Origin of the sequence: Nonomuraea sp. NPDC049714, assembly GCF_044465295.1 — a bacterium.
GTDB lineage: Bacteria > Actinomycetota > Actinomycetes > Streptosporangiales > Streptosporangiaceae > Nonomuraea.
On the sequence record NZ_JBITLM010000023.1, the window covers coordinates 34432 to 46502 of the forward strand.

The following is a 12071-nucleotide window of genomic DNA, read 5'->3' on the forward strand; positions in this document are numbered from 1 at the left end:
CTGCCAGGACGGCTTCGCGCTGGTTGACCGCCTCGAGTCCTGGTAATTGCCGAAATCGGGCGGATATCAACGTCCGGTGTCGACGTCCGGCCGTCCCCGGGCCAGGGCCGATGCCAGGCGGCTGCCCGTTCTGCCGTATCCGCGATTACCACCGGGCCCCGGGGGATCACCGCCGAACACGATCCTGGCGCGCGGGGCCGCGCCCGCCGCGGTGCGGGCTACTGAGGTGCAGGCCGGGATGCAGGTAGGTCAGGGCCAGCAGCACGAAGTTGTTGGTCAGGATGGGCACGCTGTAGCGCAGCGGGCGGGGTGCGGCTTGGTCGGAGATGGAGGTGGTGTAGCCGCCGTCGGCGTCTTGGTGGCGCAGCAGGTAGGCCAGGCCGCGCTCGATGGTGGCGGTGTGCTGGTGGGCGGGTGCCAGGGCGGTGAGGGTGTAGGCGGTGCTGATCGGGTCGCTGGGCTCGGTGGGGGTTTGTCCCCAGCCGCCGTCGGTGTGGGCGGTGGCCAGCAGGCGGCCTTCGGCGGCGGTGATGGCGGGTTGCAGGCGGCCGTGGTGGGCCAGGGGGTGGTGCTGGTAGGCGGCGCGGAGCGCATGAATGGCGCGGAACATGGCGTTGGCCTCGCTGAGGCTCCAACTGCGTTCGAAGGTGCCGTCGGGCTGCTGGGTGTCGAGCAGGAAGTCTGATCGCGCGGTGCAGCGGGGCGGCGTGGGCGTGCCGGTAGGGGGTGAGCACCAGGGCGGTGTTGGCGGTCATCGCCGCTTCCGGCGGGTGGCTGGGGTGGTAGGTGGCCACGCCGCCGCCGGTGTTACGCCCCACGCCGAGCTTGCGGGTGATCGCCCGGATCGGCATGCCCTCCGACTTGTGCAAGCGGCGGATCTCCGCCCAGTCCTCCACGTTCAGCACCTCTCTCGCTATAGCCCTGCCGGGCTGTGAGGTGGGTCCGTTTTCAGACGTCCGTAGAGGGTCAGTTTTCAGCCGTCGCCTCATTGTCCACGCAGGACAGCGTGCGGAAGGTCATCCATTCACGCTGCGTGAGCGGTTTCGGCTGGTGGGTGCGCACAGTTGTATCCACGCGACCCGCAAATGCCGATGAAAGAGCAGCTCGAATAGAGTGGGCGATTCCTCGCAGGTCCTCGACGATCCTTCTGCCGACAGGCGGACGACGTGGGCGTTTTAGCCTGCCTTGAAAGGCATTGCACAGCCTTCCGGGAAGTTTAATGATGCCACTCAAGGGCCACCGGCCGAGAGTGCACGCGGGGGCATAACCATTGACACCACGATGTGTCGCGTTCCCCGGAAGAAGCAGGGAGTACATGATGCGACAGTCGAAGCTGCACAAGATCGTCGTGGCTCCATGGCGTCGGAGTCGGTTTATGCATGCGCTTACCGTTTTGGGAGCGGCGACACTGTTATTAGTTACTGCGGCGGCCCCGGCATGGGCCGCGGTTCAGGAGGTGGGCGGTGCTCGGGGGACGGTATATCCAGCCAGGGCCACCATTTGCGCGGGAGGGGGAATAGTCTGGGCAAGGCTTTATTATACGGAGTCAGAAATCCCAGGCAAGGAAATCGGCGGGTACTTCACCGCGCCAACATACCAGTGCACGACCGGATATCCGATCACGGAAAGATCCCGGTTCCGGAGTTTTCACGTCTGCAACAATCTCGGGACGTGCGGCCCGGAGGTTTACCTATAAGTTCGATGAGATTCCGCATAGCTCAACCCGTATAACTGGAGGCAAGCATGGGGAAAATAATGGGAACCCGTACGGCAGTCGTGAAGCGGTTATCGGCCGTAGCAGCCGCAACGGCCCTGGGGGCGGCGGTGCTCGCTTCCCCGGGCGTCGCCCACGCTCAATCGTCCTACTGCTCGGTCAACGGATGGCTCAACCCGATCATCACCAGCTGCACCACCGATGCTGTGCAAGCGCACGCGAACGGCTGGATCGATGTCCAGGTCGATCCGTACTCGGGATGCACGGCGGACTTCTACATCTGGGACGCCCGCAACCAGGAAATCATCTACCGGGCAACGGGCGTCTCCAACTTCTCCACGACGCTGTTCCGCGTGCACTCGTGGTATCACCTCAAGGCGACCTTCCGTGGCACAAAGTGCGGCGGTGAGGCCAGCCTGGACAACGAGTAGGGGAAAGCGGACAGCCGTTCGTGCCGTTATCCCAGGCACCCCCAGCCCCGATGTCTTGCGGCGTCGGGGCTGTTCGCATGCCTTGCCCGAGCGAAGACCACCTTGTCGGGAGCCCCGGCTTACTTGCGCCGTTTGGATCACCGGCCCAGGTCTCGGGCAGGTCGGATCCGATGCCGTGCCTTGATGAGCAAATCCCAGCCTAGCGGGGTGAGGTTGTGCAGGACCGAGCTTCCGTGGCGTTGAGTGCTGATCAGCCCAGCCTCGCGTAGGACGGCTGCGTGCTGGCTGGCCGAGGCGATGGAAGTGCCCGCCCGCCGGCTGAGCTCGGTAGTGGTGCAGCCGTCTCCGATCGACCGCAGGATGGCTGCCCGGGTTTTCCCGATCAGTGTGGCGAGGGACTTGTCTCCTGGGCCGAGGACGCGGTCGTGGACATCACGGGCCACCGGGTAGACGAGTACGGGAGGCAGCTCAGGGTCGACCAAGGTCACGGGACTGCGACAGCAGAAATACGACGGCAGCAACAGCAGGCCTCGGCCTCCCAGCACCAGCTCCTGGGTGACCGGGTAGTGGGTTTCCAGAAACGGGGGATTCCACCGCAGCAACGGGCTGTAGCTGCGCAGCAGCCCTTCGACGCCGCCGTCGGCGAAGGCGCGCATTCGTTTGGCCCTGTCCGCCTCGATGTGCGCCCGCACCGACGGCCACTCCGGCTGCAGCACGGAATCGTGATAGGACCGCAGCGTGTGCCCCAGACCTTCGAAGACGCGTATGTCCCCGTCGGCGAGTCTGTGGGTCCACGTCGGCAGGGGGCGTTGAGCGCCGAGCAGTTCCAGCTCTGCCCGGATGCGAGCGCGTGGCGTGGCCAGGACGGACTCGATCTCGCCTTCCAGCGTGTCCGCCGGTCCGAGGGGAGTGAGGAAGTCCGGGAAATACGGGGCGTGCGGTGCGAGAGTCATCAGCGGTCGTATCCACGGCCTCACCTTGTCCCGGGCCCTTTGGCGCCAGCCGTCGAAAAGCAACGGCCCTTCCCGATTCTGCAGCAACTGGACGCTCAGCACGATCTCCCACATAGCGTTGGGGCCTGTTGCCAGTCGCGTTCGGGCAAGATCATCATAGCTAAAGTGAATCCGCAGCACGACGCTCCCACGCTGATTCTGACCAAGGGGGGCAGCTCGGCTCCAGACTATACCGATGACAACATCTTCAGCATCGAGTTGATTTTGCGCCACTCCGGACAATCCTGCCGTGCGCATTTGAGACCTGTGGGGCTCATAAACAGGGTGCGGTGTTTGATCTGCTGGTTCTCGGGTGGTGTCAGCTCGCCATCTGATCAGCTGGCGATTTGGTACTCGTTGATGAGGCCACCGAGGATGGCTCTGCGGTGAACTTCTTCTCACCGATCTGTCATCTTCTTCGAGCGTGGTGGGATCTGTCAGGACGCGCGATATTCCCGTTGTCGCCCTACTGGGTCTTGGCTACGGTACGGTGCATGGACTCGCGACTGCTGACGATTACCTTCGATGTGCACAACCCAGCTCGTCTGGCGAAGTTCTGGGCCGGTGTACTCGACCGGGAACTCCTCAACATGGACCGCGGTGTCTTGCTGCCTGGTGACGATACGCAACCTGGTCTCCGGTTCGTCCCGGGCGACGCCAAGAAGGCCGGACCGAACCGCATTCATCTGCACCTGACCAGCGCGAGCCTCGCCGACCAGCAGCACACAGTGGCGAAGTCGCTGGGTCTCGGCGCCAGCCACCTCGACGTCGGGCAGCTACCCGAGGAGGAGCACGTCGTCCTGGCCGACCCCGAGGGCAACGAGTTCTGTGTGATCGAGCCCGGCAACAACTTCCTCGCCGAGTGCGGATTCCTTGGGGAGATCGCCTGCGACGGTAGCCAGGACGTCGGCCGGTTCTGGAGCCAGGCGTTGGGCTGGCCACTGGTGTGGGACCAGGACGATGAGACGGCGATCCAGTCACCGAACGGCGGTACGAAGGTCGCGTGGGGAGGTCCGCCCGTGCCTGCGAAGGTGATGCGAAACCGGCAGCGCTTCGACCTCACGCCGGCCGACGGCGACCAGAAAGCGGAGGTCGACCGCCTGCTGGCCCTGGGGGCCACGAGGCTGGAGATCGGTGCGGACGGTGCCGTCGAGTTGGCCGACCCTGACGGCAACGAGTTCTGCGTGAACGGAGGTAGCTGACCATCACGCGAGCGAGTCGGCCGCGTGGTTGACCGGCTGGTTCGCGGCCATGCTGTCCTCGTTCACCCCAGGCCTCCCATCGGTCGGTGACGCCGATGCACTGGACGCTTTCGGCCCCGATCACCGATTTGAGGGAACGCACGAACCGACTGCCTTTGTCGTCGTTCAGCTCGACGACCGTCGGTGTTCCGTCGATGCGGATGAGCAAGCCCTTCATCGCGGCCTCACTGCCTGTCGTCGAGGAGTCGGCGGAGGACAAGGAGCAATAGTCAAGCGTTGTGGGTGGGGATGTCTCCGGAGTTGGGCTCGTGGGGGACTTCAGCGAGGGCGAGGGCCGCTTCTTCGCGCACGGAAGCGTGGGGGTGGTCGAGGAAGGGTCGGATCAGCACAACTGCCGCTGGGTCCTGTGTCGCGCCCAGGATGTAGAGGGTGTGGTTGAGGAGTTCGGAGCCCATAGTTACCAGCTCGGGCAGCAAGGGCGTGAACAGCTCCAGGGATAGGCGGTAGTGGTTGAAGGCTTCGCTGATCGAGTTCAGGGCTGATTCGCGGACCCTGCCGCCAGGTCGGCCCGGCCCGGCGGGGCGCGGGATCGATACCGGCGGCGTGCAGGATCTCCCACACGGTGGAGGCCGCGATGTTGTAACCCAGCCGGGCCAATTCGCCTTGGATTCTTCGATGTCCCCAGGTCGGGTTCCCTCGCGCCATCCGAATGATGAGTGCCTTGACCGGCTGGTGGGTGCAGGGCCGTCCCGGGCGCCGCCTGTCGGTAAAGGTCCACTTCCGCGCTACAAGATTGCGGTGCCAACGCAGGATCGTGGCCGGGGTGACCGGGAACACCTCCGCCCATCGACGGCGGTGGATCAGTCGCGACAACGCTGCCAGCCAGAGCCGGTCGGCGCCACCCCACCGAGGCCGGCTGCCGAGCTGACGGCGGAGGACCTAGTTCTCGTGACGGAGCACCAGCACCTCAACATCTTTGGACAGATCGGAGCGGACCAGCATCATCAGCAGGCCGAACAAGCCCCTCATCAACCGGTAGACAAGCGACATCAACACCTAGCGATGGTCGCAGTCGCTGGCTTGATCATGCAGCAAACCCCAGTTCAGGGCACGAAACCGTATTTCCGAGCGGGACAGGGTGGCTGGGGTTACCGGGAAGATCCTCCCCCATCGATGGCGGGGTATCAGGTGTGAGAGCGCTGCTGGCCACAGGCGGTCGGCTGGTTCGTAGAGCACCTGAGGGACTTGACGGCGTAGGACCGCGTTCTGATGCCGAAGCACCAGCAGTTCCGCTTCCTTGGAGACCTCGCGCCGTAGCAGCAGCGCAGGTAGCGACATCAGGCGCCGGGTGACGGCGTACACCGCGGACAAGAACACGAAGCATGATCCCAGCCGACCCGGGCTGGCCGCTCGGTGCCCTTGGCCCCTCCGCCCACCGAACGAGGGGCTCTGCTGGTGGTGATTCCAGTTCTTGAGCCCCACAGGCACACCGGATCCCCTTGTGAAACAACCAGTCAGTCCAGGCGAAGGCGCCAGACGGCCGCGTCCGTTGACTGGCCCACCATGACCACAGGCGCGCCCTTCACAGCCCCCACCGCAAGCGAATCCGGCACATAATCAATCTCGATCAAGGACCCCACAGGCGCCCCAGTGCGAAGGTTCCACATCTGAATCGCCTCGTAGTCCAGGTCCGCCCCCTGCACGGTGGAGACGATTACCGGAGCCCCATCCACTGTGCCGACACCCACCGCATTGGCCAATGTGTCGCCCGGAGCCTCGATCTCCCTGATCAACCGCCGGGTCCGCAGATCCCATACGCGCAGATCGCTGGAGACCACGATGGGCGTTCCGTCCAGGTTCCCGACCGCGATGCCGTTTCCTGTCTCCTCGGCCAGCGGCGCGCCGAGCTGCTTTCCGCTGCGCAGGTCCCACAGCCGCAGCGTGTCATCAGACCCATCGAGTGAGACGGCCACCGGCGTGCCGTCAACCTCGATGGCGGCCAGCGCGGCGATCTCGCCCAGTCCGGCGTCGATGGTCCGGATGCGGCTCCTGGAGTTCAGGTCCCAGACGCGGATGGTCCGATCGGCGCCGCCGGTGAGACCCACGGTCTTGCCCTCCAGTTGCGCGAGCGCCACGGCGTTGACGCGTTTGACGTGCCCATCGAGGTTGCCGACGTAATCGTCGCCAGCCACGTTCCACAGGCTCACCGTGCCGTCGGCGTGCCCAGTGAGGGTGAGCTCTCGGGACGCCGCCATCGAGGTGATGTCTGCGGTCTGGGAAGGAAGGTGGGCAAGCGACAGGTGCTTGTCCGCCGCGAGGTCCCAGAAGGTCACCGCGGACTCCTCGGCCACCAGCGCGCGCTCCCCCGCCAATGCCACCGCGACGACGTCGTGGCCGTTCCCGAGGCCGATGGTGGTGAGTCGGTCGCCGCTGCCGGGAAGCAGCCACAGCAGCGCGGCGGTCGCCGCGAGCGTGATCGCCAGCGTTCCGGCCACAATCGGGAGCCTGGCCCTGGGTCGCGTCCGTTCCAAGAGCGGATTCGTTGTCTGTCGGCCGGCCTCGGCGAGCGGATGGTTACCAGCGTGCGGGCCTTCCCCGGAGAGCCGCCCGGATCCGGCTACGGGGTCGTGCCCGACGAGCCGCAGGATGACCTCATGAGCGGCGGGGCGCCGGCGCGGGTCCTTGGCCAGAGCCCTGGCCACGAGCTCGCGCAGCGGCTCGGGCAACGGCGGTAGCTCCGGTTCGTGGTGCAGAACGCGATGCATCGCCGCGGCCACGTTCTCACCGTTGAACACGTTCCGACCCGTCGCGGCGAACAGCAGGGTGGCAGCCCAGGAGAACATGTCAGAGGCTGGACCGACCTCCCCACCGGAGATCTGTTCCGGCGACATGTAGGCGGGAGTGCCGATCAGGCCCTGAGTGGTCGAGGCAGACGAGCCCACCATCTTGGCGATGCCGAAGTCGATCACGCGGACGCCGTCGGGCCCGAGCAGCACGTTCTGCGGTTTGAAGTCCCGGTGCACGATGCCTGCGCGGTGAATGGCGGCCAGCGCGGTGGCGGTGCTCACGGCCAGCCGTTCCAGCGCGCCGAAGTCGCGCGGCCCCTCGCGTCTGACCACCTTGTCCAGCGACTCGCCGTCGACGAGCTCAGTGACGATGTAGGAAATGCCCTCGTGGATCCCGGCGTCCAGCACCCGCGCGGTGCAGAACTGGGCAACCTGACGCGCCGCCTTGGCCTCGCGCAGGAAGCGGGTCGAGGCACGCTCGTCGCCGTCCAGGCGGGCGTGAAGCAACTTGATCGCGACTTCATCGCCCGCCGCGTTGCAGGCTCGGTATACCGCGCCCTGGCCGCCCTCCCCCAGACAAGCGAGGAGCCGATACGGTCCGACCCGCTCAGGTTCGCCGGGGCGAAGGGGGCGCGAGTCGACCATGGTCAGTCATCGTAGATCACGGAGTGCTGTCGGCGTACCCCTCGGCGTGCAGAGGTAAGTACGACTAAACGGGCTCTGCCGCTGATCTTGGGATGGGTTGAGGATCATGCTCGGAGCAGGATTCGCTTTCGCAGGAGATCGAAGTTGGCTCTCCCATAGCCCTGCCGCTTGACCAGCTTCACTCGCGTGTTCTGCCCCTCGGCCTGTCCGGAGTTCCAGGGAACCGACAGTGCGCCTGCCGAAAACTACGTCCATCCAGGTCAAGCGGCATCTGAGTACTCGTGGAGAACCCCTCCGAGCCGATCTCGCCGGCGTATGGCCAGGTTGGCCATACGGTTCGGATCTGTGATCGGATCCGGGACAGCCCGTAGTGGAGCAGCTTGGACCAGGGCTTGATGGGCGCGGTGCTGGTTGTAGAACCGTTCGTACTCCCGCAGGGCGTGACGCAGGCGGCGTTCGTTCCAGATCATGCAGCGGTCGAGAAGCTCGCGGCGGCACGACTGCACCCATCGCTCCATGACCGCGTTCATGCGCGGCACCCGAATACCGGTGAGCACGGTCGGAGGCCTGCGTCGGTGGATCTCGTCCATGAGGGCTGGGAACTTGGCATCCCGGTCTCGGATCAGGTAGCGCGCCCGGCGGCCAGCCTCCTCCAGTTCCATCACCATATTCTTGATCGCCTGGAGGACCCGGCTGGCGTTCGGGTTCTCGGTGGTGCTCAGCACGCGGACGCGCCTGCTGGCTGCTCGATGACCGCCAGGATGTACTGGCGCTGCCCGTTCAATGAACGGCCCGTCCTGCGTCTCGAGAACGGCGGCGCGCGCGGATGTGGTCATACGTCGTGTTGCCTCCTGCGAGGCGCCCACGGCACCGTGGTGGCAGGGGTCAGAAATCATCAACGACTCCCAGGTCGGGGTTGTGGGCTCAGGGGCCCCGCGTGTCCGAACCTACGTCGGCTGTCCGTGCTCGCGAATCGGTCGCCATATCGGTCACGACCTGGTTCTCCCGGGGCGTGCCGTGACCGGACCCGGTGTCCGTGACCTTGATCGCGGACACCGGGTCTGACCGGGCGGGGCTCCGCCGTCGGCTGCCCGTACATCACCGGCACTGGTGCATGGTGACGAGCAGGGCGTGGTGCAACACCTTCACTGCCGGAGACCGGTGCGCGAGGCCTCTTCGACTCGGGCGATCAGGCGGCTGTTGTGGACGGCGTGGTCGAATCCGGGGGTGTGGTGGGTCCCGTTCGTGATGTCGCGCGCCAGGCTGGCATACACCTCGCCCACGTTGATGGACGCGCCCTTCCAGATCTCGGCGGCGGTTGGGCCGGTACCGGTGGCGACGGGGCTGTCGGGCGCGGTGAAGTCCACGCTCGACGAGAGCGCGAGGTCGCCGACCTGAACGCCCGCGGGGTGATCGCCGGTCAGCTTCAGCCAGCCGTCCGACCCGCGTACTTCCAGGCTGAAGTGGGCGTCGGACGCGGGTACGCCCGCCAGGATCTGCACCCCGACCGGCGCCCCCGACGAGGTCTTGGCGATGGCGTCGAGGTGATCCGGGACTTCCCGGACGGAAATCGCGCCAGTGTCCACCAGCTTCACCTGCGGCCAGAGGAGTTCCGCGCGCGCATCAATTTCGGTGATGTCACCGAGAACCGCTTCGATGACATCCAGAACGTGGCCCACCGCGATGGTCAGGAAGCTCGCTCCCGCCGCTGCCTTGTCGAAGTACTCGTACGCGCTCACCGACTCCGGGCCGTTGCCGAATGTCGTCGCAGCTACTCGTGCCGAGAGCAGGCGCCCGAGCCGGCCCTGCGCGATGATCTCTGCCGCGCGGCGCACCGAGGGATTAAGCCGGCCCTGCAGGCCGATCGCCGTGTGGAGCGAGCCGGCCGCGTCAGCCATCTCTTCCGTCTGCGCAACGGTCGCGCCCAGCGGAGACTCCGAATATACGGCCTTGTTCGCCGCGAGGGCCGCGAGGACGAGCTCGCGGTGCGCCGGGACCTTGACAGCCACGGTGATGAGATCAACCGACGGATCGCGGATGAGCTCGAACGGATCGGCGAACCAGCGCTGGGCGCCGAACGCTTCGGCCGCGCTGCGGGCACTCTGCTCGTGCCGCGTCGCCACGCCCGCCAGGTGGAAGTCCGGCTGTGCCGCCAGCGCGGGGATGTGCGATGCCCCGGCCCAGCTCGCCTTTGTGTCTGCACCGATAATGCCGACACGAATCACGCTGCTTGACATAACGTATTGCTCCGCTTCTTTCATTGCGAAATGGATCAGTTGGATCAGGCCGGTTCGCCGCTTACGTCCTGGGCCTGAGTACTCAACCGGCGGACCGCGTGGGGCGGATCTCACCCACCTGCTTGTCTCACTGGTCGATGGCAGCCATGTCGGGCTCGGCATGGCGTTCGCCGGACGCCGGTGTGAGGTTTTTCAGACGGGTGATCTGGCCTGCGGTGAGTCGGATTCCGTCGGCGACGCTGTTCTCCTCGAGCCGGTCGATATGCTTCGTCCCCGGAATAGGCGCGATGTGGTCTCCTTGTGCGAGCAGCCAGGCCAGAGCGACCTGTGCGGGCGTGGCCTCGATTTCATCGGCGACCTCGCGTACCTGGTCGACGATGCGTAGGTTGCGTGTGAGGTTGTCGCCGGTGAACCGAGGATTGGTACGACGCCAGTCGTCGGCGTCCAGGCCGTCCAGGGTGCGGATGTCACCGGCGAGAAAGCCGTGTCCCAGCGGTGAATAGGGAACCAGTCCGATGCCGAGCTCACGCAACGTGGGCAGCACTTTGACCTCAGGGTCTCGTGTCCACAGCGAGTACTCAGTCTGGACAGCGGCCACTGGGTGAACCGCGTGGGCCCGGCGGATCGTCGCCGCAGCCGCCTCCGACAGTCCGATGTGGAGGACCTTGCCCGCGTCCACCAACTCACTCAACGCTCCCACCGTCTCCTCGATGGGAGTGCCGGGGTCGACCCGGTGTTGGTAGTAGAGGTCGATGTGGTCGGTTCCGAGCCGCCGCAGCGACCCGTCAACAGCCGCGCGAATGTTGGCGGGGGTGCTGTCCGGGCCTGGTCGGCCGGTGTGGGAGATGAGGCCGAATTTAGTGGCGAGAACGACCTCATCCCGGCGGTTCCTGACGGCGCGACCTACCAGCTCCTCGTTGACGTACGGCCCGTACACCTCGGCGGTATCCAGATGCGTGACGCCGAGATCCACAGCGCGCTGAATGGTGCGGATCGACTGGGCGTCGTCTCGACCGGCGCCGGTGTAGAACGCGGACATGCCCATGGCACCCAGGCCGAGGCGCGAGACCTCGAGCCCTCCGAGCGACGTGAACTGCATTCGTTTGCCCTTTCCTGTATCCATCCGGCGGCCCCGCGCCTCGACGCGGGGACCGGTTTCAGCGCTGCGGGAGGTCACGTAACGGCGTCGATGGCGCACTGCGCCGCTAGCGGTTACGCGCTCAGGTGGCGGCGAGGAGAACTTGATGCGTCAATATCTACATCCTCCAACTTGACGCGTCAAGAAGTGGGTCTAGTATGGCCTCATGGCGAGCACCGCAGATGGCACCAACGGACGACACCGCCGACGTTCGCGGAACGGGTCGACGGCCGGGACAACGGCGCCTGCCGAAGGAGGATCTGGCTCAGGAGAGCCCACTGGTCCAGTTGCCGAAGCGCGATGGCTGAACCACGAGGAACGGGCGGCATGGCTGGCCAACTCCGCGATCATGATCAGCCTGCCGGCCGCGCTGGACGCGCGGATGCAGCGCGAGGCCCAGCTGACCTTCTTCGAGTACATGGTGCTCTCGGTCCTCTCCGAACAGCCGGCTCGCACGCTGCAGATGAGCGCCCTGGCCGCGCGAACGGCGGCATCACTGTCGCGGCTGTCGCATGTCGTCGGACGGCTGGAGAAGCGCGAACTGCTCGCACGGACCCGGATCCCCGGTTCCGGCAGACGCACCAATGCGACGCTGACCGAGGCCGGTTACGGGGTGGTTGTGGCGGCGGCGCCGGGACATGTCGCCGCAGTCCGCGAATACCTGATCGATGAGCTCGAGCCCCAAGAGCTGGCGACACTGCGCCGCATCGGCGCCGCAGTCGACGCCGCCATCAAGCGCGAGCAGCTTGACGCGGGCTCTGCGGCGTCGGCTCCGCCCGAAACATTGACGACCCGCAGCGGGCAGAGGCGTACTAAGCACTGATGGAGGAGCAGCGCCACGCGACGGTGGCGTCAGCTACTTCCAGTTCTTTCTGCCGGCACGGCTGGCCCGGTCGCCGGAGGCCCGGCACAGGGCGTTGGAGCAC

11 protein-coding genes and 2 pseudogenes are annotated in these 12071 nt (G+C 66.0%); 4 read left to right on the plus strand and 9 right to left on the minus strand.

Features of this window, described 5'->3' with window-relative positions; genetic code table 11:
- Positions 1-166 precede the first annotated feature (166 nt).
- The gene (locus ACIBQX_RS48430; RefSeq protein WP_397017318.1) at positions 167-676 is read right to left on the minus strand and encodes a prenyltransferase/squalene oxidase repeat-containing protein; all 510 of its coding nucleotides are present in this window, start codon (positions 674-676) and stop codon (positions 167-169) included.
- 127 nt (positions 677-803) lie between these two features.
- Positions 804-905 (minus strand): annotated as a pseudogene (locus ACIBQX_RS48435) (helix-turn-helix domain-containing protein); the annotation flags it as partial.
- An 850-nt stretch (positions 906-1755) separates the two neighbouring features.
- Here ACIBQX_RS48435 and ACIBQX_RS48440 point away from each other — a divergent pair.
- Positions 1756-2145, plus strand: coding sequence for a hypothetical protein (locus ACIBQX_RS48440; RefSeq protein ID WP_397017199.1), 390 nt, complete (start codon positions 1756-1758; stop codon positions 2143-2145).
- Positions 2146-2282: 137 nt separating this feature from the next.
- On the opposite strand, the gene ACIBQX_RS48445 is transcribed toward ACIBQX_RS48440, so the two are convergent.
- Positions 2283-3098, minus strand: a complete 816-nt coding sequence (locus tag ACIBQX_RS48445) for an ArsR/SmtB family transcription factor (protein WP_397017201.1) — start codon at positions 3096-3098, stop codon at positions 2283-2285.
- Between the two features lie 533 nt (positions 3099-3631).
- Here ACIBQX_RS48445 and ACIBQX_RS48450 point away from each other — a divergent pair.
- Entirely contained in the window at positions 3632-4339 is a 708-nt protein-coding gene (locus ACIBQX_RS48450) for a VOC family protein (protein ID WP_397017203.1), read from the plus strand.
- A gap of 86 nt (positions 4340-4425) precedes the next feature.
- Positions 4426-4608 (plus strand): hypothetical protein, encoded by a 183-nt coding sequence (locus ACIBQX_RS48455; protein WP_397017205.1) that lies wholly within the window; start codon positions 4426-4428, stop codon positions 4606-4608.
- A gap of 49 nt (positions 4609-4657) precedes the next feature.
- On the opposite strand, the gene ACIBQX_RS48460 is transcribed toward ACIBQX_RS48455, so the two are convergent.
- The 6 genes and pseudogenes from ACIBQX_RS48460 to ACIBQX_RS48485 all read right to left on the minus strand — a co-directional run bounded on the left by ACIBQX_RS48460 (position 4658) and on the right by ACIBQX_RS48485 (position 11106).
- On the minus strand, positions 4658-5176 hold the full coding sequence (locus ACIBQX_RS48460) for a helix-turn-helix domain-containing protein (RefSeq protein WP_397017319.1): 519 nt from the start codon (positions 5174-5176) through the stop codon (positions 4658-4660).
- Positions 5177-5853: 677 nt separating this feature from the next.
- The gene (locus ACIBQX_RS48465) at positions 5854-7770 is read right to left on the minus strand and encodes a WD40 repeat domain-containing serine/threonine protein kinase (protein WP_397017207.1); all 1917 of its coding nucleotides are present in this window, start codon (positions 7768-7770) and stop codon (positions 5854-5856) included.
- A gap of 104 nt (positions 7771-7874) precedes the next feature.
- A pseudogene (locus ACIBQX_RS48470) lies at positions 7875-7979 on the minus strand (hypothetical protein); the annotation flags it as partial.
- 51 nt (positions 7980-8030) lie between these two features.
- Complete coding sequence (locus ACIBQX_RS48475; RefSeq protein WP_397017209.1) at positions 8031-8606, minus strand: integrase core domain-containing protein; 576 nt, start codon at positions 8604-8606, stop codon at positions 8031-8033.
- Between the two features lie 309 nt (positions 8607-8915).
- Positions 8916-10007, minus strand: coding sequence for a Gfo/Idh/MocA family protein (locus ACIBQX_RS48480; RefSeq protein ID WP_397017211.1), 1092 nt, complete (start codon positions 10005-10007; stop codon positions 8916-8918).
- Between the two features lie 127 nt (positions 10008-10134).
- Positions 10135-11106 (minus strand): aldo/keto reductase, encoded by a 972-nt coding sequence (locus ACIBQX_RS48485; RefSeq protein ID WP_397017213.1) that lies wholly within the window; start codon positions 11104-11106, stop codon positions 10135-10137.
- Positions 11107-11494: 388 nt separating this feature from the next.
- Between ACIBQX_RS48485 and ACIBQX_RS48490 the strand changes: the two genes are divergently transcribed.
- Positions 11495-11968, plus strand: coding sequence for a MarR family winged helix-turn-helix transcriptional regulator (locus tag ACIBQX_RS48490; RefSeq protein WP_397017215.1), 474 nt, complete (start codon positions 11495-11497; stop codon positions 11966-11968).
- Positions 11969-12071 lie beyond the last annotated feature (103 nt).

What these genes read in the sequence shown, in the direction of transcription:
- ACIBQX_RS48440 (WP_397017199.1), top strand. Translation starts at nt 1,756, where the DNA reads ATGGGAACCCGTACGGCAGTCGTGAAGCGGTTATCGGCCGTAGCAGCC.
- ACIBQX_RS48445 (WP_397017201.1), bottom strand. Translation starts at nt 3,098, where the DNA reads ATGACTCTCGCACCGCACGCCCCGTATTTCCCGGACTTCCTCACTCCC.
- ACIBQX_RS48450 (WP_397017203.1), top strand. Translation starts at nt 3,632, where the DNA reads ATGGACTCGCGACTGCTGACGATTACCTTCGATGTGCACAACCCAGCT.
- ACIBQX_RS48465 (WP_397017207.1), bottom strand. Translation starts at nt 7,770, where the DNA reads ATGGTCGACTCGCGCCCCCTTCGCCCCGGCGAACCTGAGCGGGTCGGA.
- ACIBQX_RS48475 (WP_397017209.1), bottom strand. Translation starts at nt 8,606, where the DNA reads ATGACCACATCCGCGCGCGCCGCCGTTCTCGAGACGCAGGACGGGCCG.
- ACIBQX_RS48480 (WP_397017211.1), bottom strand. Translation starts at nt 10,007, where the DNA reads ATGTCAAGCAGCGTGATTCGTGTCGGCATTATCGGTGCAGACACAAAG.
- ACIBQX_RS48485 (WP_397017213.1), bottom strand. Translation starts at nt 11,106, where the DNA reads ATGCAGTTCACGTCGCTCGGAGGGCTCGAGGTCTCGCGCCTCGGCCTG.
- ACIBQX_RS48490 (WP_397017215.1), top strand. Translation starts at nt 11,495, where the DNA reads ATGATCAGCCTGCCGGCCGCGCTGGACGCGCGGATGCAGCGCGAGGCC.